Here is a 20611-nt window from a genome sequence, read left to right as displayed (position 1 = left end):
ATGTATATCAATAAGTTGAAAATATTGATATTTCGTGGTATTATGTAGATGGATAAATTTATTTATAAGGTAGTGATTAGGAGATAAAAATGACATATAAACGTAGTGGTAAAAAATTAATAAAAAAAATAGTGTGTGTCTCTCTTGTATCAGTTATTGTTTCTACTGGATGCTCTTTCTCATTTTCAAATGCAGATGAAAGAAATCAAAATCCGGTATATAGCTATGAGGGAGTTACTTCAGGAAACACAGACTCAAATAGTAGCGTTTCACAGCCACAAGTACAGGCAGAGTCTATTTCAGGGAAATCTGAAAATCAAGGCAACTATCAGCCAAGTAATGGGCAAGGGGAAGTCATTACAAATAATAATTCTGAAGTGATAAAGACAGATCCTTTTGATTTTAATGGAACCAAATTGACTGATAATAGTAAAAGCGTAAGTGGTATAACGGCTGAGTCTAACAAGTTTGATCCAAGAGAATTTAATTTGATGACAAGCATCAAAAATCAGTTAAAGCTTGGTATTTGCTGGTCATTTGCTGGAAACGCCGCTCTTGAAAGTTTTCTAAAGAAGAGTAATATTGGAACATATGATCTTTCTGAAGAACATATGAGATGGTGGGCAAAGGATGGTACTTTTGATTGGAAGATCGGTGATTCTGAAGGATCTACAAATGAAACATCAATGGGTTATTTTACTTCATGGCAAGGTCCAAAGCTAGAGTCTGATATTCCCTATAATGGAAATGTGACTACTGATGAGGGTGCAAAAAAACCTGCGAACTTCGATTCTGCTCCAAGGCTTGGATATAATGTTTTGGATGTTGTGAATGTAGCTACTGATAGAAGTTCCGTCAAAAATGCAATTTTGAAATATGGAGCAATTACATCTGGTTATTATGACGATGCAAAATACATGAGTCAGGACTCTACAGCCTTTTATTGTGACGAATCGCTGGGACAGACTCATGCAATAGCGATTGTAGGATGGGATGATAATTTTTCAAAAGATAGATTTACTGGAAAGGTAAAACCAAAGAGTAATGGAGCTTGGCTGATAAAAAATAGCTGGGGAAATTACAACAAGGAAAGTGGATATCTTTGGATTTCATATGAGGACAAGACTTTGTTGTCATATTCTGATAATTATGCAATTGCCAGAGTACAGAAAGACAAGGGGCAAAAGATATATCAACATGAATATTCGATGTCTTCAACTCTATCATCTGATGTAGTGGTTGCTGCAAATAAATTCAATTTCGGACAGAATGAAGTTCTTCAGGGAGTGATGTTTGCAACTGATAGTATTGGAGCGAAATATGAGATATACTATGTACCAGAAGAGAACGGAACACCTAGCTACAATAAGAGAATGCTTATAAAGTCAGGAGTAGTGCCGTTTTCTGGATATATAACAGCTGACGTTGATAACTATATTCTTCCGACTGGAAATGGATCAATATGTGTAAAGATAGATAATTCATCACAGTCAAAAAAATCGAGTATTGGACTTGAAAAGAATGTAAAAAACTACAAAATGTTTGTATCCAAAGCAAACTACGGTCAATCATACATACTTTCAAAGGGCAGACTTGTGGATTTAAATAGAGTAAGCACCTATTATCCATCCAATGTTGTTATAAAAGGAATAACTAAGAGCGTTGGAGGAGCAAATATTTTGGCTGGTCAGGACAGATATGAAACAGCGATCAAGGTTTCGGCAAATGGCTGGTCTAGTGCAGAAAATGTATTTTTGGTAAATGGAGGAGCAATAGCCGATGCTCTGACATCTACACCTCTTGCGAAGTTATTAAACGCACCTATATTGCTTACGGAAAAAGGCTCTATAAATAAAAACGTCATGAATGAAATAAAGCGTCTGGGAGCAAAGAATGTGGTAATAATAGGTGGAGAGAATTCGATATCCAGCTCTATTGTCAATGAACTAAAAAAACAAGGCTTTGGTGTTGAGAGAATATACGGACAGGACAGATTCGAAACTAGCAACAAGATTGCTCAGAAAACATTGTCTGTAGATAGCTCTAAAGTAAATGCGTATGCAGTCGTAAATGGTTATAAGGGATTGGCAGATGCAATAAGCTTTTCACCTGTTTCCGGAGAGAAAAACATACCTATTATCCTATCAGATGAAAAAGGTAAGGTCGACATTCCTTCAGAGCTAAAATCTTCTGACAGTGTTCTGTCATCATATATTATAGGTGGAGAATCCTCTGTTCCGCAAAGTATAGAAAGTGAGTTGAAAAATCCTGCCAGAGTTAGTGGACTTGATAGAAACGATACTAATGCAAAGATTATCGAAAGGTTTTATACTAGCAGTGAATTAAAACAGGTCTTCGTTGCAAAGGATGGTTATGGAAATCAAGGTATGTTGATAGACGGCTTGGCGATTGGAGCATATGCCGCTGGTGAAAAATCTCCAATAGTGTTGACTCATGGAAGGCTATCAGCCGAGCAGAAAAGAGTTCTCGAAAAGAAAAAAATAGATAAAATCGTGCAGGTTGGTAATGGAAATAACAGTATGGCAGTTACTGAACTTCTTTTGATGAAGGATAAACAAAAATAGAAAATATGAAAAGAGGTTATATTATGAAATCTAATGTTGAAAGCTTTCAACTTGACCACACTAAGGTAAAGGCACCTTATGTAAGAAAGTGTTGCGTCTTAGATGGAAAAAATGGAGACAAGGTCACAAAGTTCGATTTGAGATTTTTGCAGCCGAACAAAGAGGTATTTGAAACGGATGCCATTCATGGTCTAGAGCATCTATTGGCTACGTTTTTGAGAGATAATATGGATGGAGTTATTGACTTATCTCCTATGGGATGTAGGACAGGATACTATCTGATTATGTGGGGAGATGTGGAGCCATCATATGTTAAGGATGGCCTTGAAAAATCTTTAGAGATGGTTTTAGCAGCCGAAAATATTCCAGCCGCTTCAGAAGAAGAATGTGGAAACTACAGAGATCTTTCTCTGGAAGGTGCAAAAAAATATGCTAGAAAAGTGCTAGAAGAAGGTTTTTCATTAAATATATACGGGGAAAAATAAAAAATTACTAATTGATAAGTAGACGGAGGTTTTCGATGAGAGTATATAACACAATGACTAGACAAAAGGAAGAATTCATACCTCTAGAGCCAGGTAAGGTAAAGATGTATGTTTGTGGACCTACTGTGTACAACTATATACACTTGGGTAATGCGAGACCATTTACTGTATTTGATGCATTAAGACGATATTTCGAATACAGAGGTTACGAGGTTACATACATTCAGAATTTTACTGATGTGGATGACAAAATTATTAAGAGAAGTCATGAGGAAGGGATTTCTCCAGAAGAAGTGTCTAGAAAATATATAGAAGAATATTTTGTTGACTGTGATGGTTTGGGAATCAAGCGAGCAAATGTACATCCTCAGGTTACAGACAATATAAAAGAGATTATCAACTTTATCCAGACTTTGGTGGACAAAGGGTTTGCATACGAATCTGAAGGCGATGTTCTATTCAGAACTAGAAAATTTGATGAATATGGAAAGCTATCTCATCAGAATATAGAAGAATTGGAATTAGGTGCAAGAATTGATGTTGATGACAAAAAAGAAGACCCACTTGACTTTGTTCTATGGAAGGCAAAGAAGGAGGGCGAACCTGGATGGGCTAGTCCATGGGGAGAAGGAAGACCAGGCTGGCACATAGAATGCTCTGTAATGTCTAGAAGATATTTGGGTAATACACTTGATATTCATGCTGGTGGACAGGATCTTCAATTCCCTCACCATGAAAATGAAATAGCACAGAGTGAGTGTGCTAATGATGCGACTTTTGCAAGATATTGGATGCACAATGGGTATATAAATGTGGATGGCGAAAAGATGAGCAAGTCATTGGGTAATTTCTTTACAGTAAGAGATATATCAAAGGTTTATGATCTTGGCTTGGTGAGATTTTTCTTGCTATCAACTCACTACAGAAATCCTGTAAACTTTAGTGACACAATATTGGAGCAGGCGAAATCAGGATTGGAAAGATTGACAAATGCCAGAGATAGGGCAGAATTTATTTTGAGCAATCAGACAGTAGAGGGGATTAGTGCAGAAGAAAAAGAGTTAATCCCTACTATCGAATCTTTCAGAGATAAATTTATAGAGGCTATGGATGACGATTTGAATACTGCTGATGCCATAAGTACAATCTTTGAACTAGCGAAGTTTATGAATACGAATGTGGCTGAAACTTCTTCAAAAGAGTTTATAAAGTGCAATCTCGATATGTTCTATGAGCTGACAAATGTATTAAATATAGCACAAAAATCAGACGACCTTGATGAAGAATTAGTTAAAAAGGTAGAAGACTTGATTGAAAAAAGAACTGAAGCCAAAAAAGCGAAGGATTTTGCGTTGGCTGATAAAATAAGAGATGAATTGACATCTATGGGAATTTCAATTGAAGATACAAGACAAGGTGTCAAGTGGAAAAAGATGTAGCTATGGAAAAAGACGGAATAAATTTACGTGAATTGAGCAAAGAGGAGCTATTGAGGATATCTCCTCTTACTCTTGCTTATTTGGGAGATACGATTTACGAAACATATATCAGAGAATATCTAATAAAGAAAAGTATATATACTAAGATTAATGAGCTACATAGGTCTGCGATTATGTATGTAAGTGCAGCCGCTCAGTCAAAGGCAATAAAGTCGATGGAGGGGATTCTTTCTGAGGAAGAAACCACCATTTATAAAAGAGGTCGTAATCATAAAAAGTCAACTGGAGCAAAAAATGCCAGTATTATTGACTATAGACACGCCACTGGATTCGAGTCTTTGATAGGGTATCTATATTTGAAGGGCGATACAGATAGATTGGAATTTATAGTTTTGATGGCAATTCAAGCCATTGAAAACAGATAGGTGGTGAAGAAATGGCTTTGATAGAGGGAAGAAATCCAGTATTAGAAGCATTAAAAAATGATAGAGAAATAGAAAAAATTCTTGTGAACAAAGACTCAAAGGAAGGCTCAATAAAAAAAATTATCGCCATTGCCAAAGAAAAGAGCATAGTTATTCAAAATGTAGATAGACACAAGTTAGATGAAATGTCAGAGAGTCATTCTCATCAAGGGGTAATTGCATTGACGGCTGAATACAAGTATTATGAATTGGATGAAATACTAGAGATTCCAAGAAGCAAGGGAGAAGATCCCTTTTTTATAATATTGGATGAGATAACTGATCCGCATAATTTGGGATCTATTATCAGAACTGCTGATGCGGTTGGCGCTCATGCCGTAATCATTCCAAAAAGAAGGAGTGTACACATTACTCCAGTTGTTGCAAAAGCATCTGCGGGAGCTGTTGAATATGTTCCAGTATGTATTGTTACAAATATTGTAAACACCATCAACACATTAAAGGAAAATGGATTGTGGATAGCCGCAGTAGATATGGACGGCAAAACCTTCTATGAACAAAATTTATCGGGAGCGTTGGCGTTGGTTGTTGGCAGCGAGGGCAAAGGTATATCAAGGCTGGTGAAGAAAAATTGCGACTTTACGGTATCAATGCCTATGTCTGGAAATGTTTCATCACTCAATGCATCCGTTGCCGGTGGTATTTTGTTGTATGAAGTATATAGGCAAAGAAATGAAAAAAAATAAGTTTGTGCCGAGAAAAATATTGATAGTAGATGGATACAATGTAATCAATGCATGGAGTAAATTGAAGCAGATATCAAAGGATAATTTGGAAGAGGCAAGAGATAAATTGATCAGTAACATACAAGAGTACGCAAAACTAAAGGGATATGAGGCCTATGTGGTATTTGATGCATATAATGTAAAGGGGTGCGATGAGAAGCTTGAAAATCATCATGGCATAACTGTAATATTTACCAGAGAAAATCAGACCGCTGACAGCTATATAGAAAAATTTATATCAGGTCTTTCAAAATATGATGAAATTGCTGTTGCAACTAGCGATTATGCAGAGCAACAGATAGTTTTGGGAAAGGGATGTACGAGAATTTCCTCTAGGGAACTGATTGGAGATTTGAATAACGCAAAAGAAGAGTTGAGAAACAGCAATAAAAATACGACTAAGAAGTATAATGATATGAATAGGCTCGAAAATAGAATAGATAGCGACATTTTAAATAGGCTTGAAAACATGAGAAGAAATAGAAAATGACTGTGTTGGGACTGGGAGGTTTTGATGTTGGATTCTAAGATAGAATTAGATTTTGAAAAGTCATGTAGAGAAAAAGAAGATTATAGGTATGTGGAAAAGGCAATGCTTGGAGATGTCGAAGCTCAAAATTATCTAGTAGAAAAATATAGACCTATGATTTTGCAAAAATCAAGGACGTATTTTTTGATTGGAGGAGATAGGGACGATATCATACAGGAAGGGATGATAGGCTTTTACAAAGCTATCAGAGACTATAAACCTAATATGTCTGCATCATTTAAGCATTTTGCTGAGATATGTGTTACCCGACAGATGATAACTGCTGTGAGGGCATCCACAAGACAGAAACACATTCCACTCAATACATATGTGTCTTTTGATAAAGCATCAGTAGATGATGAATCTAGTAGTGAACTTTTTCAGCAATCTATGAAAAATCCAGACGGAAATCCAGAACAGCTAATAATTGGAAAAGAGGATTTTGAATACCTTGAAAGCATTATTGATCGAAGCCTGAGTAAGTTTGAAAAAAAAGTCTTTATATTATATTTAAGAGGATTAAGCTATAGGATGATTTCAGAAGTGTTGTCTAAAGATATAAAATCTATTGATAATGCAATACAGCGAGTGAAGAGAAAATTGGAGAAATCACTTGAAAATCATAGAGAATAATAGTAAAATACAACCAGAGAAAAATTTTTTTAGGAGGAGATTTTAAAATGGCAAAAGCTAAATTTGAAAGAAGTAAGCCACATGTTAATATCGGAACAATAGGACACGTTGACCACGGTAAAACAACATTAACAGCAGCTATAACAAAAACATTATTTGAAAAGTATCATCTAGGAGAAGCAGTTGCATTTGACAACATAGATAAGGCTCCAGAAGAAAGAGAAAGAGGTATCACAATCTCAACAGCACACGTAGAGTATGAAACACCAAACAGACACTACGCACACGTAGACTGCCCAGGACATGCCGATTATGTAAAGAACATGATCACAGGAGCAGCACAGATGGATGGAGCGATCCTAGTAGTTGCGGCAACAGATGGACCAATGCCACAGACAAGAGAACATATCCTACTATCAAGACAGGTAGGTGTACCATACATAGTAGTATTCTTGAACAAGTGTGATATGGTAGATGATGAAGAATTACTAGAACTAGTAGAAATGGAAGTAAGAGAATTACTAAACGAATACGAATTCCCAGGAGATGATACTCCAATAGTAAGAGGATCAGCGTTAATGGCACTAGAAGATCCAAACTCAAAATGGGGAGAAGTAATAGTAGATTTCTTCAACACAATAGATGAATATATCCCAGCACCAGAAAGAGATATAGACAAGCCATTCTTGATGCCAGTAGAAGACGTATTCTCAATCACAGGAAGAGGAACAGTTGCTACAGGTAGAGTAGAAAGAGGAGTATTGAAGGTATCTGATGAAGTTGAGCTAGTAGGATTAACAGAAGAACCAAGAAAGGTAGTAGTAACAGGAGTAGAAATGTTCAGAAAGTTACTAGACCAAGCAGAAGCTGGAGATAACATAGGAGCATTGTTGAGAGGTGTGCAGAGAACAGAAATCGAAAGAGGACAGGTTCTAGCAAAGCCAGGAACAGTAAATGCACATACAAAGTTTACAGCAGAAATATACGTATTGAAGAAAGAAGAAGGTGGAAGACATACACCATTCTTCGATGGATATAGACCACAGTTCTATTTCAGAACAACAGACGTAACAGGAGAGTGTAAATTACCAGAAGGAATAGAAATGGTAATGCCTGGAGATAATGTAACAATAGAAGTAGACCTAATCAACTCAATATGTGTTGAAGAAGGATTAAGATTTGCCATTAGAGAAGGTGGTAGAACAGTAGCTTCTGGTGTTGTTGCATCTATAATCGAATAGTTGTAATTTTATTCAAAGGTGTAAAAAATAAAATTTGATTTTAGTATATATAATATTTAACGTTGATGGTAATAAAAATATGATTGTCGATTAGATGAAAAATGGATAAATTGCTATCAACGTTATTTATATATAAAAAATGTTGACAATATTAAGCAATAGAGGTAATTTTAACATATGGTGTGAAGTATTTTCCACATTATGGTTCCCGAAATAAAAACAATTTAATCGTAAAAAATGGGAAGTCAAAAAGTGAAGGTACTAATATATAGAGTAAACAATAATCTAAGTTCCATATAGTACAGGTTATTTACAAAAAATATAAATAAATTTAATAACTAAGATGAAAAATTTTAATAGTAGTACACACGAATATAGAGTGTTAAAAAGATATTCAAATATAATACTAGAAAAAGACTGAGAATTAGAAAGTATCAACTTTTACAAAATCTTAAAATTGAAAATGATTACTATCAAAATTTTTTAATGGGTTTAGAATACAAAGTGGTTAAATCTTTAGATAAAGTATTGGTTTGAAAAAATGGAACCATTTTTAGAATATATATGTATACATGATAATCATGGTGAAAGAGATGATCATTTACCTTTAGGTGAAGGTGTTATTGATTTTAAAAAAATTGCAAAATACATAAAAAAATTAAATAGGGATATTGATATTTGCATTCAACTTTTCGATCAATCTAATATTCAGAAATCTATTGATAAATGGATACAAATATCAAATAATGTATAAATGGATGGTATAAAAATGAGTGATAAAATATTAAAAAACACAAAACTATTGTATATGATTGTATTTATGACTATGTTAAACTTGTTTGCACCTATAGAAGTTATATACATTCAAAACAAGGGAATACCAATATCTGTTATATCTATACTTAATTTGACTGTGCCATTAAGTTGTGCATTATTAGAAATTCCAACAGGGATAATTGGAGATATAGTTGGACGAAAAAGAATATTAATATTTTCTCAAATTGCCTTTTTATCATCTTCAATAGTCTTATTGTTTGCAAATACAGCGATAGGTTTTTTTGCAGTATATATATTAGAGGGATTAGGATGGAGTTTATTTTCAGGAAATAATGATGCAATTATAGTAGAACAGGCTATAGGTAAAAAAGTAAATATAGGTAAACAACTAGCATTTTTTTATTCAGGAATTACATTAGGTTCTATTATATCAGGCATAATTAACTCTAGTTGTAGCTTTATATTAAAAGATATTGATTTTAAATTATTTATATATTTTTTTGCTGTTTTTAGAAGTATAGCTTTTATAATATCTTTTTTTGTAAAAATTGATATAAATGCAGAAAGAAATGGATATAGTAATCCTCTTCAAATTTTTAAACGAAGTTTTGAAATTATAAAAAAAAATGGAGAAGGTATATCATTAATTTTCTATGAGTCAACAGGGAGATTAACATTTTATTTGCCTGTAATAATACAACCATTGCTATATAAACAAGGTATTAATATATTTTATTTTGGTATTATTTATACATCATCTCAAATGATAACATTTATGATACAAAGAAAAGCTGATTGTATTATAGGATATTTCGGTAGGAAAAAAGTATTAAAATACTCTCCTATTATTTTAAGTTTAGGTTTGTTATTTATATTAGCAAATAGTACCTATTACATTATATTAGGAATGTTTTTAATTCAAGCTATTAGTCCTTTAAGGCATCAGAGTTTGGAGATGAAAAAAAATGAAATGGTAAATAACGATATAAGAGCAACATATCTTTCGACTATATCTTTTTGTGTCTTAATTTTAAATACTATAATGCTTACAGGCATAGGAATACTATTAGAATATAACTTATTAATAGGGATGATAATTTTAATCATGCTTGTTGTGTCTATAGGATTGTATACTGAAAAAAATTTTTTGGAGTTAAGGAGTTAATATGATTAATGTTAATGAAGTTGTCACAAAGTCTATTATAACAAAATCTAATCTACCAGATGCTGATTATGTTATTAATCCATATATAGGTTGCCCTCATAAATGTATATATTGTTATGCAGAATTTATGAAAAGATTTACTAATCATAAAGAACCTTGGGGAGATTTTATTGATATAAAAAATAGCTTAAAAAATATTGATGTTGGAAAGTTATCAGAAAAAGTAGTATTATTAAGTTCTGTGACAGATGCTTATAATATTTTTGAGAAAAAGTATTGTGTTACTCAAAAAATTTTAGAGCAATTTATAGATTCAAATGCAAATTTAGAAATATTAACAAAATCAAATTTAATATTGAGAGACTTACCTATATTAATAAAGATAAAAAATTTAAAAGTTGGTATATCTTTAAATACATTAGATGATAACTTGAGAAGTATGACTGAGCCTAGAGCAAGTAGCATTGAACAAAGAATTGACACATTGAAAAAGTTGAAAGATAATGGAATTAAAACATATGCTTTTATATCACCAATTTTTCCTGAAATCACCAATGTTTTTGATATTATCGACAGGTTAGAATATTTTGTTGATGAATTTTATTTTGAAAATCTGAATTTAAGGGGTAATTATAAGAAGAGATTTTTAGATTTCATTATGGAAAATTTTACAAATTTATATGATTTATATAGGGATATTTACAATAATAATAATGATAGTTATTGGGATGATATGAATTTATCTATTCAAGAATATTGTAAGAAAAAAAATATAAAATATAAAATCTATTTTAATCATAGCAATAAATCAAAAACTTAAGATAGTAAATAGTATATAAAATTATATTGTTTATTTTTAGAAAATAACTATATAAATACTATATTTAAAGTTATTTGAGATTTTGTATTTATATTTATTTGATTTTCTGATAATATTTATATATAGAGTAAAATAAAAATCAAACTATTTACTATTAGAGGAGTGAAAATGATGTATAAAAATGTAATCAAAGTAAAGTTAAAAGGAATATCAAAACCACCTGTATGGAGGGAAATAGAAATACCTCTTAGAATATCATTTTTTGAATTACATTTAATTATTCAAACTGCATTTGGGTTTGAAAAGTTATTTGGTTGGGAATTCGAGATAGATAAAGATATAATTTCATCATTTAATCCAATGACATCACCTTGTTTTCAAGAACATGAAAACTATCTTGATCCAGTGATTAGCATGGCAGATATTGTTCTTATGAATGATAGCAAGGTTATATATAGATATGACTATACTAGTAATTGGGTTTTTAATATAGAGTATAAAGGTTTAAAGGAATGCAAGGATTTTGATTTCAAGCCAAGGATATTAAAATATAAGGGAGAAAACCTAAATGACCATATGGCTGGAAATGAAGAATTATTGTTTACAAGAGAATCAGGAGATGAAATTGAATTTGATATATTTTCTGTAAATGATAATTTATCAAAGATATTTGAAAAAAATATGATAGTATTTCCAGAGGAAGATGATATACGTAGCCATATGGAAGATAATGAATTTGAAGAGGAATTTTTAAATAGTTTTTCAGAGTTTGAAAATATTGGAGAAGATGGAAAAGAAATAGATTTCAGTGAATTTGATGAGTTAGTTGAAGAATTTAAAAGAGCAGCAATCTCTAAGGAAAATATGAAAAAAAATGGATCTCCAAAAAATAAAAAAGACTCTTTGAAGGTGTTAGATTTTGATGAAGAGTCTAATAAAATAAAGGATGACAATGTTATAGATTTCTTATCATTATCAAAAGATAGAGATAAAGATAAATAACAATTAGACAAGTAATAGTAAAGCTTGATAGAAAGTTAGCACACTCTTTCTATCAAGCTTTTTAGTAGGGTAAAATGACCATATTAGGTCAGATATTTTGTATAATTATATTAATTTATCTTTTATTATTTTTTGCCTGTTCAATAAGTTCTGGGATTATTTTATACAAATCTCCAACGATACCATAGTCACAAACTTTAAAAATAGGTGCATTAGGGTCACTATTTATAGCTACTATAGTTTTTGATTCACTCATACCAGCTAGGTGTTGAATAGCACCAGATATTCCACATGCAATGTAAAGTTCCGGTCTGACTGTTGTTCCAGTTTGACCTACTTGATGGCTATGATCTATCCATCCTGAATCTACTGCAGCTCTTGAAGCTCCTACTACTCCACCTAATGCTTCAGCAAGTTCTTCTATAAGTTTGAACCCTTCTGGAGTTTTTAATCCTCTACCTCCTGATACTATAATTTTTGCATCTTGAAGATTAACCCTCGGTTTATCATTTATTAAAAGTTCTTTAAACATAACTTTGGATATCAGATTATTTTTATCTATATTAGGAATTATTATTTTTGCAATTTTATTTTCTATTTTTTGTGCCTTTTGCATTACACCAGGTCTTACTGTAGACATTTGAGGTCTATTTTTAGGGCATATAATTGTAGCCATTAAATTTCCACCAAATGCCGGTCTTGTTTGTAAAAGTTTTCCATCTATATCATCTATTTCAAGGGATGTACAATCTGCAGTTAGACCTGTTCCTACTTTTGCAGAAACTCTAGGAGCTAAATCTCTTCCTATTGAAGTTGCACCGAAAAGCACAATTTCAGGTTTCATTTCTTTTATTATTTCATCAATACAATTTGCGTATATATCTGTGTTGTAGTGTTTTAATTCAGGTTTATCTATGCATATTATATTATCAACTGGATATTCTTCAAGTTGTTTTACTATATTTTCTATATTTTCTCCCAAAACTACTACAGAAACTTCTTTATTTATTTTATCGGCAAGTTTTCTTCCTTCCCCAATTAATTCTAAGGTAACATTATGTAGTTTACCTAAATTTTGTTCACTAATAACCCAGACACCGTTGTAGTCTGAAATATTAATATCTTGATTAACTTTTGCTCTCATCGGTATCCTCCTCTATACTAGTTTTAATTCTATTAATTTATCAAATAAATTTGATGCTTTTTCTTTATCTGTTAGCCCACTTATCATTTCAAAATGTTTTTCTTTTACAGGAACAAAAGATTTATATACATTCGTAGGTGAACCTTTTAAACCAATTTGTGTTGTATCTACATCTAAATCATTAAGCCCTAATATTTCTATATTGTCATCATTAGAATATGCTTCATATATTTTTTTAATTTCAGGATATCTAGGTGTATTTAAATCTTTTATAGCTGTTAACAATACTGGCATTTCAGATTTATATACTAAATCTCCAAATTCAGTATATCTAGTTACTTGTACTTTTTTATCATTGATTTTAACATCTTTTGCATAAGTTATTTGAGGTATATTTAAAAATTCGGCAATTTCTGGGCCAACCTGAGCAGTATCACCATCTATGGCTTGTCTACCACATAAAATAATATCATAATCGCCTATTTTTTCAATGGCTGATGATAGTATGGTTGCAGTTGCCCAAGTATCCGAGCCACCAAAGGCTCTGTCACTTACTAAATATGCTTTGTCTGCTCCCATTGCCAATGCTTCTTTTAGTGCATTTTTAGCCTGAGGAGGTCCCATAGACACTACAATTACTTCTGATTTTGTATTGTCTTTGATTTTTAGAGCTTCTTCAAGAGCATTCATATCGTCAGGATTTATTATACTTGGCACGCCTTCACGAATTAATGTACCTGTTTCTTTATTTATTTTTACTTCGTTTGTGTCTGGTACTTGCTTTAGACAAACAATGATTTTCATAGGTCAACCTCCTTATTTTAATGTTTCTCTTGAAATTACTAATTTGTGTATTTCAGATGTACCTTCATATATTTCTGTAATCTTTGCATCTCTAAACATTCTTTCAAGAGGGTATTCTTTCATGTATCCATATCCACCATGTATTTGTAATGCGAGATTTGTAACAAACATAGCAGTATTGGCTGCATTGTATTTTGCTATTGCAGCATCCATAGTGAATTTTTCTCCATCTCTTTTAAGGCAAGCAGCTCTATATGTCATCCATTTAGCACATTCAATTCTTGTTTTCATATCGGCAATATACCAATTTAAACCTTGTAGAGCAGTTAGCGGTTTTCCGAACTGTACTCTTTCTTTCATATATTTTACTGCATGGTCAAGGGCACCTTCAGCTATACCAAATGCTTGAGCAGCAACTCCTATTCTAGCGCTATCAAGGGCGACCATGGCTATTTTAAAGCCTTGTCCTTCCTTACCTACAAGATTAGACTTTGGAACTCTACAATTATCAAATATAAGTTCAGATGTTTCAGAGCCTCTAATTCCCATTTTATCTTCAGTTTTACCTATTGAAAACCCTTCAGTTCCTTTTGGAACTACTATTGCTGATAATCCTTTTACACCTTTTGTCAAGTCTGTTGAAGCAAATACAACCATATAATCTGCATGGGCTCCACCAGTTATAAAACATTTTGCACCATTTATTATGTAGTCATCACCATCAGATATTGCTGTAGTTTTTACAGCTGCAGCATCTGAACCAGCATTTGGTTCAGTAAGAGCAAATGCACCTTTTTTTCCACCATTTGAAACCTGTGGAAGGTAGAATTCTTTTTGTTCTTTGTTACCGAATGTCTTGATAACATCTGAAAAAATTGTATGAATAGAAAGAATAGCTGCTGTAGCAGCACATTTTTTAGCAATTTCAGATACTACTATTATCTTTGCTATATCATCTCCACCAGAACCACCATATTCTACTGGTGTTCCAATACCTGTAAATCCACAAGATACCATTTTATTAAAGGTATCCTCTGGAAATATTGATTTCTTATCAATTTCTTCAGCATATGGTTCTACTTCGTTTTCTGCAAACTTTCTGGCAATATCTTGTATTTTTAATTCAGCTTCTGAAAATTTAAAATCCATATTATTCCTCCTCTTTTAATGATTTTGCAATATTATATAAATTGATTTTTCTATTCTATGTCATTATGAGATAGATAATTAGGATGGAGCATTTACTCCATCCTAATTTATTTTTTTAATTGTAATTAAGTGGATGTGAATTATTCATACTTGTGTTTTAATTCTATAGTATGAGGTTCTCTACCTTCTTTAAATTTGACTTCACCAGGTAGTATACAATCAAGAACTGGACATACATTTAAGCAAAGATGACATCCAACACAGTTGTCATTTATAATAGGTTTTCTATTTTCTCCATCCCAATCTATGGCCTGATGTGCAGCATCAAAACATGATACATAACATCTTCCGCAGCCTACGCATAAATCTTCATTTATTTTTGGAATTATTTTAAATGAACGATCAAGAGCATCTGCTGGAACTATATTTGGAAGAGCTAATCCTATTAAATCTTCAACTTTTTCAAAACCATGTTCATCCATAAAGTGAGACAACCCACTGATTAAATCTTCAACTATTCTATATCCATATTGCATAACTGCTGTTGTAACCTGAAGGTTTCCAGAGCCAACTAATAAAAACTCAAGAGCATCTCTCCATGTTTCAATTCCACCCATACCAGTGATAGGTACATCTGCAAGATCCGGATATTGTTTCATCTGAGTTATAAAGCGAAGCGCTATAGGTTTAACAGCAGCTCCTGAATATCCTGATATAGAAGATTTTGCATTTACTACAGGCATTGCAGTCATATTTTCAATGTCTATGTTTGTTATAGATTTTATTGTATTTATAGCAGCAATACCTTTTGCTCCACCTTTTATGGCAGCCATTGCAGGAATTTCCATGTTACCGATATTTGGTGTCATCTTTGCAATTACTGGTAAATGAGTTGATTCTACGACAGCTCTAGTGTATCTTTCTACCAATTCAGGATTTTGTCCAACATCAGACCCCATTGCACTAGTAGTCATCTGTGGACATGAGAAGTTACATTCAATCAAGTCTGCGCCAGCCTCTGTAACTTTTTTTGCCAATATTCTCCACTCTTCTTCGTCACTTCCCATTATACTTATAGCCATGACCTTTGTTGGGAATTCTTCCTTTAGTCTTCTGATATATTCCAAGTTTTTTTCCAAAGGCTTGTCTGATATCATTTCCATATTTTTGAAACCTGTCCATACAGCACTTTCTTTTCTTGTTATATCAAATCTTGGAGAGCATTCATCAGGGATGAATATACCAAGAGTCTTATAGAAAACTCCTGCCCATCCAGCTTCAAATGCTTTTTTTATCATTTCATAGTTACTACAAACAGGAGATGATGAAAGAAAGAAAGGATTTTCACATCTAACTCCTAAAAAATCTATCGAAAGGTCTTTTACTAATGCCATGTTATTTTGCCTCCTTTACACCAAGGTAATTCATAATATCAAGTGCAGATTTTTTGCCGTCTGCGACTGCCTGTACGACTGTAAGTCCTCCATTTACAAGGTCTCCGTTGGCAAATACTCCGTCCGGTAGATTGATATTTGCATAGTCGTCGCTCGCTTTTTGACCTATTGCGAAAACAACCGTATCGGCTTTCATAGATAATTCGGATACATTATCCCATGATTTAAACAACATTTTTTCAACTTTTCCATCTGAGTCAGTTAAGATTTCTTCAGGGGCAAATCTAGTTATCATAGGGACTCCCATGTTTTGAATGTACCTGATTTCTTCATAATATGCAGGGGCTTCTTCAATTGTTCTTCTGTATACTATTGCAACGTTCTTTGCTCCGAGCTGTTTTGATGTAGATGCACAGTCCATCGCAACATCACCACCACCTATAACTAATATGTCATTGCCAAGTTCTATATTTCCGTTATTTTCTCTAGCATTTTTCAAAAATTCCTGTGCAGTGTATACACCTTTGGCATCTATTCCTTTTATTTGTGGAACTGATGCATCCCAAAGACCAACACCTACGAACACAGAGTCAAATTCTTTAAGCAGTTTTTCAACACCGTCTTTGCCATCTATTCTAGTGTTCATTTTAAATTCGATTCCTAGATCTTTAACCTGTTGTATATCGTGATCTATAACCTCTTGAGGTAGTCTGGAAGGTGTTATTCCGTAAGTCAAAACACCTCCTGGTTGATCAAATTGTTCAAATATAGTCACATCGATACCAGCAAGTGCCAGCTCAGTGGCACAAGCAAGTGATGCAGGACCAGATCCTATACAAGCAACTTTTTTACCAATCTTTTTTTCTGGAGCTTTAAGTATTTTCATTCCAGATTCCTTCTCATGATCTATTGCAAATTTTTGTAGCTTACCAATTTTTATAGGTTCGTCAATTCCACATCTTGCACATTCTTTTTCACAAAGATTTCCGTATGGACAGACTAGGGAGCAGCAGCCTCCCAAAATATTGTTTTCTCTAATAGTTTCAGCAGCGCCCTTGAAATTTCTTAGACGTATCGATCTTATAAATTTTCCAGGATTTGTTCCAGCTGGACACCCCTTGCTACATGGTGCATCTTCACAAAGTAGGCATCTAGTTGCTTCTTCCATAGCCGTTCTAATGTTAAAATCCTGTTCTGCTTTTTCACCATATTTTATCTTATCAACAAAACTCATGTCTTTTTCCTCCTATTTGCTTTCGTAAATCATTGTGCTTTCTATTGCTACAATTGGTTTTTCCAAAACATCAATAGAGCTTGGGAATTCCGGTTCTTCTGGTAAAACAGCAATTTTAAATGCTCTACATTCTATTTTTGCAGTTTTGTCATCACATTCTAGGACTCTTGCTACAAATTCCATATAATCTCCTGCATGAACAGGATTGTACAGTCTTATATTTTCTATTTCCACACAACGACCAGCATTTCCGTATAGCTTTGTCATAGCTCTATCCATCAAATCGCCAATATATGTAATAGTTCTCGCTCCATTTACTATTCCGCCGCCATAGAAAACATCTCTACTAGACATTCTATATCTCATTCTAAATTCTTTTTCTTCAGGTAATAAATCTCTCATTTCACGCCTCCTCAATTCTATAGGTATTCTTCTATATCAGCCCATGGATCTTCAATAAGTCCGTCTGGTTGGTTTCCACGTTGAAGGTGCTTTCTAACTACAAGAGTAACAGTACCCTCTCCAACTAGCTGAGGCTCATCGTAGTAAACCATATCTCCATCCTTGGCACCATCGACACCAAGACGTTTTGCAGACGTTGCAACTCTAAAGGATTGAACTTTGCAAGTTCTGGCAGAGTTTCCAACTTCAAGTAAAGTAGCCTTGAAATTCATTTGATCTCCGACGTAGATGCTGTCGAAAAATTTTACATTTTTGTATCCCAAGCAAAGAGATTCATCTCCATCATTCAATATCATCAATTCAGTTTCGGCATCTCCCCAGAAATCAAATTGTCTACCAACTGGAACGATACCTTCCAGATTATTTGCGTCGAAAGTTGTCATATTATAGCAAAGAACAGACTCTTTTCTCATTTTTTTACCTCCCATTTATATTACTTCGTTTTCTATCAATTTTTTGTATTTTTCATCAGAGAATCCCAAAACATTTTTGTAGAACTCTTCGTTGTATTCTCCCAACAAAGGAGCAGGAGTATCTACGCTTCCAGGTGTTCTAGAAAGCTTTATAGGGCAACCTTGGAAGTACATTTCTCCAATAGTTGGGTGCGTCTGATGAACCATCATTTCTCTAGCTTGTACATGTGGATGATCAATTGCCTCTTTCATATCCAAAACCGGTCCACAAGGAATTCCTATTTCATCACACATACTTTCAATATCATATTTGCTCTTGTTTGAACACCACTCTGCAATTATGTTTTGTAGCTCAGGTCTATAGTTCTGGCTTCTCAAGTCATTTGTGGCATATAGTGGATTATCAAGCAAATCAGGTCTTTCTATCAAATCGCAGAAAAGCTTAAATAATCTATCATTTCCGACACCTATTGCAACATATCCGTCCACAGTGGCATAGATGTCAAAAGGTGCTATTGATGGGTCGATATTTCCCTGTCTTTGAGGTGTTACGCCCTTCATTGTCTGAATAACGATTGCATTTTCAAGAAGTGTAAATATCGTATCGAACATCGAAACGTCAACCTGTTGCCCAAGACCAGTTTTTTCCTTGTTGTAAAGTGCCATCATCACGCCTACACATAGATATATTCCAGTAACGTTGTCTGCGATAGAAGGTCCGACCTTTGTTGGAACTGAGTCCTCAAATCCTGTTAGGTTTACCATACCCGCCATTGACTGAGCTACGATATCATAGCAAGGTCTATTTTTTAGAGGTCCAGTCTGACCAAATCCTGAACCAGAAGCATATACGATACCAGGGTTGATTTCTTTAATTGTGTCATAATCTACTTTTAATTTTTTAGATACACCTGGTCTAAAGTTTTCAACTACAACATCGGCGTCCTTTACCAATTCATAGAATATTTCCCTAGCTTCTTCATTTTTTAAATTCAATGTGATGCCTTTCTTATTTCTATTCAAGAATGCAAAAAATCCACTTTCGCCACTTTTATCGTCTATGGGACCCCATGTTCTACATTGGTCTCCATGTGGTGGTTCGATTTTTAAAACATCGGCACCGTTATCTGCTAATAGTGTTGTACAAAAAGGACCGTTATAAGCATGTGTTAAATCTAATACCTTTAGTCCTTCAAGAGCTTTTTTCATATTTTTTCCTCCCAAAACAAATTATTTAAGATAAAGTTAGCTAGGTTTGTAAAAATAAATCCAAGCCATACTTTTATTTTTCTTTTTTGCCAAAAAGGCTAAATAACAAATTTCCTCCTTTATCACAAGATAAAGCTAAAATTGTACCAGCCGATAATGATAATAAATGAGGTATTATATCAGCACTAAGTATATTCGCACCTGATGAAAGATATGCAAAGGTTGAAAAACAACCTATAAATGCTCCAGGGATAAACCAAAATGGTTTTGCGACAGATTTCAAGCACATAGTACATGAAATTATACCAGTCATTATTATTGCAGTCGCTGGTGTTGGTATTTTGCTAGAAATAAATAGGGCGACTGCTGCCGAAAATACTCCAGACATAGTGGAGAAAAATGCCGCAGAAATACCCTCTAAACCATGTTTACCTGATGCGAAATAGGCTGTGCAACCGGCAAAGCCTATCCATGTTATCAAGTGAAGCGATGGAATGGAAGATATCCAAGCCCAAATAGCGCAACAAATACCTGTTGATAGTGATAGTGCAAGTAAAAAACTCATGTAATTTCCTCCTGAAATTTATTATGTCAATCAATTCATCAAAATAAATCATGTCATCTACCACCAGTTTTAATCAAATCAAATCAAGTTATAAAATCAATTAGTCAATTATAAAAATAAACCTACCATTTTTTATAAATAAAATATAGCAATTACCATGCCAATAAATAAAAATATTAACAAAACGGAAAATGTTTTTTCACTTATTTTGAGATATTAAGATTTAAAAAGTGCCTAATTTCAACATTTAGTTCGTGAAAAAATAATCCATAGAGTGTTTAAAAATTTACATAAAAAATCGATTTTTTTCTCAATAATCGGATAATTATATGAAAAAATTTACAAAATTGG

Annotated in this window: 20 protein-coding genes; 11 read left to right on the top strand and 9 right to left on the bottom strand. The window is 33.3% G+C overall.

Annotation, left to right across the window (positions count from 1 at the left end; all coding sequences use genetic code 11):
• Window positions 1-89: 89 nt before the first annotated feature.
• The 11 genes from FYJ71_RS07880 (at window position 90) to FYJ71_RS07830 (ending at window position 11886) form a co-directional block, all read left to right on the top strand.
• Complete coding sequence (locus tag FYJ71_RS07880; protein ID WP_154538349.1) at window positions 90-2585, top strand: cell wall-binding repeat-containing protein; 2496 nt, start codon at window positions 90-92, stop codon at window positions 2583-2585.
• 23 nt (window positions 2586-2608) lie between these two features.
• Entirely contained in the window at window positions 2609-3070 is a 462-nt protein-coding gene (locus tag FYJ71_RS07875; protein WP_235899107.1) for an S-ribosylhomocysteine lyase, read from the top strand.
• Window positions 3071-3105: 35 nt separating this feature from the next.
• Window positions 3106-4509 (top strand): cysteine--tRNA ligase, encoded by a 1404-nt coding sequence (gene cysS, locus FYJ71_RS07870; RefSeq protein WP_154538345.1) that lies wholly within the window; start codon window positions 3106-3108, stop codon window positions 4507-4509.
• A complete protein-coding gene (locus FYJ71_RS07865) occupies window positions 4494-4934 on the top strand; it encodes a Mini-ribonuclease 3 (protein ID WP_330389414.1) in 441 nt (146 codons plus the stop codon). The genes cysS and FYJ71_RS07865 overlap by 16 nt, the downstream gene beginning before the upstream one ends.
• Window positions 4935-4945: 11 nt before the next feature.
• Complete coding sequence (gene rlmB, locus FYJ71_RS07860) at window positions 4946-5680, top strand: 23S rRNA (guanosine(2251)-2'-O)-methyltransferase RlmB (RefSeq protein ID WP_154538343.1); 735 nt, start codon at window positions 4946-4948, stop codon at window positions 5678-5680.
• Window positions 5667-6209: an NYN domain-containing protein gene (locus tag FYJ71_RS07855; RefSeq protein ID WP_235899106.1), complete on the top strand. Its 543-nt coding sequence runs from the start codon at window positions 5667-5669 to the stop codon at window positions 6207-6209. Before rlmB ends, FYJ71_RS07855 begins: the two co-directional genes overlap by 14 nt.
• A gap of 24 nt (window positions 6210-6233) precedes the next feature.
• Window positions 6234-6881 (top strand): RNA polymerase sporulation sigma factor SigH, encoded by a 648-nt coding sequence (sigH, locus tag FYJ71_RS07850; RefSeq protein WP_154538339.1) that lies wholly within the window; start codon window positions 6234-6236, stop codon window positions 6879-6881.
• A gap of 47 nt (window positions 6882-6928) precedes the next feature.
• A complete protein-coding gene (gene tuf / locus FYJ71_RS07845; protein WP_154538337.1) occupies window positions 6929-8122 on the top strand; it encodes an elongation factor Tu in 1194 nt (397 codons plus the stop codon).
• A gap of 769 nt (window positions 8123-8891) precedes the next feature.
• Complete coding sequence (locus FYJ71_RS07840) at window positions 8892-10064, top strand: MFS transporter (RefSeq protein WP_195836918.1); 1173 nt, start codon at window positions 8892-8894, stop codon at window positions 10062-10064.
• Between the two features lies 1 nt (window position 10065).
• Window positions 10066-10884, top strand: a complete 819-nt coding sequence (locus FYJ71_RS07835) for a radical SAM protein (protein ID WP_154538333.1) — start codon at window positions 10066-10068, stop codon at window positions 10882-10884.
• 168 nt (window positions 10885-11052) lie between these two features.
• Window positions 11053-11886, top strand: a complete 834-nt coding sequence (locus tag FYJ71_RS07830) for an IS1096 element passenger TnpR family protein (RefSeq protein WP_154538331.1) — start codon at window positions 11053-11055, stop codon at window positions 11884-11886.
• A gap of 115 nt (window positions 11887-12001) precedes the next feature.
• On the opposite strand, the gene FYJ71_RS07825 is transcribed toward FYJ71_RS07830, so the two are convergent.
• From FYJ71_RS07825 to FYJ71_RS07785, 9 genes are all read right to left on the bottom strand, one after another.
• The gene (locus tag FYJ71_RS07825; RefSeq protein ID WP_154538329.1) at window positions 12002-13030 is read right to left on the bottom strand and encodes an electron transfer flavoprotein subunit alpha/FixB family protein; all 1029 of its coding nucleotides are present in this window, start codon (window positions 13028-13030) and stop codon (window positions 12002-12004) included.
• A gap of 12 nt (window positions 13031-13042) precedes the next feature.
• On the bottom strand, window positions 13043-13834 hold the full coding sequence (locus FYJ71_RS07820) for an electron transfer flavoprotein subunit beta/FixA family protein (protein ID WP_154538327.1): 792 nt from the start codon (window positions 13832-13834) through the stop codon (window positions 13043-13045).
• 12 nt (window positions 13835-13846) lie between these two features.
• Entirely contained in the window at window positions 13847-14983 is a 1137-nt protein-coding gene (gene acrC / locus FYJ71_RS07815) for an acryloyl-CoA reductase (protein WP_154538325.1), read from the bottom strand.
• Window positions 14984-15123: 140 nt separating this feature from the next.
• Window positions 15124-16377, bottom strand: a complete 1254-nt coding sequence (preA, locus tag FYJ71_RS07810; RefSeq protein WP_154538323.1) for an NAD-dependent dihydropyrimidine dehydrogenase subunit PreA — start codon at window positions 16375-16377, stop codon at window positions 15124-15126.
• A 1-nt stretch (window position 16378) separates the two neighbouring features.
• A complete protein-coding gene (locus FYJ71_RS07805; protein WP_154538321.1) occupies window positions 16379-17611 on the bottom strand; it encodes an FAD-dependent oxidoreductase in 1233 nt (410 codons plus the stop codon).
• 12 nt (window positions 17612-17623) lie between these two features.
• Window positions 17624-18013 (bottom strand): hotdog fold domain-containing protein, encoded by a 390-nt coding sequence (locus FYJ71_RS07800; RefSeq protein WP_154538319.1) that lies wholly within the window; start codon window positions 18011-18013, stop codon window positions 17624-17626.
• Window positions 18014-18030: 17 nt separating this feature from the next.
• Complete coding sequence (locus FYJ71_RS07795; RefSeq protein ID WP_154538317.1) at window positions 18031-18486, bottom strand: beta-alanyl-CoA:ammonia lyase; 456 nt, start codon at window positions 18484-18486, stop codon at window positions 18031-18033.
• Window positions 18487-18501: 15 nt separating this feature from the next.
• Complete coding sequence (locus FYJ71_RS07790) at window positions 18502-19695, bottom strand: CaiB/BaiF CoA transferase family protein (protein ID WP_154538315.1); 1194 nt, start codon at window positions 19693-19695, stop codon at window positions 18502-18504.
• A 73-nt stretch (window positions 19696-19768) separates the two neighbouring features.
• Window positions 19769-20260, bottom strand: coding sequence for a DUF1097 domain-containing protein (locus tag FYJ71_RS07785; RefSeq protein ID WP_154538313.1), 492 nt, complete (start codon window positions 20258-20260; stop codon window positions 19769-19771).
• Window positions 20261-20611: the final 351 nt, after the last annotated feature.

This window comes from Peptostreptococcus porci (assembly GCF_009695815.1).
Lineage (GTDB): Bacteria > Bacillota > Clostridia > Peptostreptococcales > Peptostreptococcaceae > Peptostreptococcus > Peptostreptococcus porci.
The sequence above is the reverse complement of the archived record's forward strand: the minus strand, read 5'-3'. Positions and strand labels throughout refer to the sequence as shown.

What these genes read in the sequence shown, in the direction of transcription:
- acrC (WP_154538325.1), bottom strand. Translation starts at nt 14,983, where the DNA reads ATGGATTTTAAATTTTCAGAAGCTGAATTAAAAATACAAGATATTGCC.
- FYJ71_RS07800 (WP_154538319.1), bottom strand. Translation starts at nt 18,013, where the DNA reads ATGAGAGATTTATTACCTGAAGAAAAAGAATTTAGAATGAGATATAGA.
- FYJ71_RS07820 (WP_154538327.1), bottom strand. Translation starts at nt 13,834, where the DNA reads ATGAAAATCATTGTTTGTCTAAAGCAAGTACCAGACACAAACGAAGTA.
- FYJ71_RS07785 (WP_154538313.1), bottom strand. Translation starts at nt 20,260, where the DNA reads ATGAGTTTTTTACTTGCACTATCACTATCAACAGGTATTTGTTGCGCT.
- FYJ71_RS07835 (WP_154538333.1), top strand. Translation starts at nt 10,066, where the DNA reads ATGATTAATGTTAATGAAGTTGTCACAAAGTCTATTATAACAAAATCT.
- tuf (WP_154538337.1), top strand. Translation starts at nt 6,929, where the DNA reads ATGGCAAAAGCTAAATTTGAAAGAAGTAAGCCACATGTTAATATCGGA.
- FYJ71_RS07805 (WP_154538321.1), bottom strand. Translation starts at nt 17,611, where the DNA reads ATGAGTTTTGTTGATAAGATAAAATATGGTGAAAAAGCAGAACAGGAT.
- FYJ71_RS07790 (WP_154538315.1), bottom strand. Translation starts at nt 19,695, where the DNA reads ATGAAAAAAGCTCTTGAAGGACTAAAGGTATTAGATTTAACACATGCT.
- preA (WP_154538323.1), bottom strand. Translation starts at nt 16,377, where the DNA reads ATGGCATTAGTAAAAGACCTTTCGATAGATTTTTTAGGAGTTAGATGT.
- FYJ71_RS07830 (WP_154538331.1), top strand. Translation starts at nt 11,053, where the DNA reads ATGATGTATAAAAATGTAATCAAAGTAAAGTTAAAAGGAATATCAAAA.
- sigH (WP_154538339.1), top strand. Translation starts at nt 6,234, where the DNA reads ATGTTGGATTCTAAGATAGAATTAGATTTTGAAAAGTCATGTAGAGAA.
- FYJ71_RS07840 (WP_195836918.1), top strand. Translation starts at nt 8,892, where the DNA reads ATGAGTGATAAAATATTAAAAAACACAAAACTATTGTATATGATTGTA.
- FYJ71_RS07795 (WP_154538317.1), bottom strand. Translation starts at nt 18,486, where the DNA reads ATGAGAAAAGAGTCTGTTCTTTGCTATAATATGACAACTTTCGACGCA.
- FYJ71_RS07880 (WP_154538349.1), top strand. Translation starts at nt 90, where the DNA reads ATGACATATAAACGTAGTGGTAAAAAATTAATAAAAAAAATAGTGTGT.
- FYJ71_RS07825 (WP_154538329.1), bottom strand. Translation starts at nt 13,030, where the DNA reads ATGAGAGCAAAAGTTAATCAAGATATTAATATTTCAGACTACAACGGT.
- cysS (WP_154538345.1), top strand. Translation starts at nt 3,106, where the DNA reads ATGAGAGTATATAACACAATGACTAGACAAAAGGAAGAATTCATACCT.
- rlmB (WP_154538343.1), top strand. Translation starts at nt 4,946, where the DNA reads ATGGCTTTGATAGAGGGAAGAAATCCAGTATTAGAAGCATTAAAAAAT.
- FYJ71_RS07855 (WP_235899106.1), top strand. Translation starts at nt 5,667, where the DNA reads ATGAAAAAAAATAAGTTTGTGCCGAGAAAAATATTGATAGTAGATGGA.
- FYJ71_RS07875 (WP_235899107.1), top strand. Translation starts at nt 2,609, where the DNA reads ATGAAATCTAATGTTGAAAGCTTTCAACTTGACCACACTAAGGTAAAG.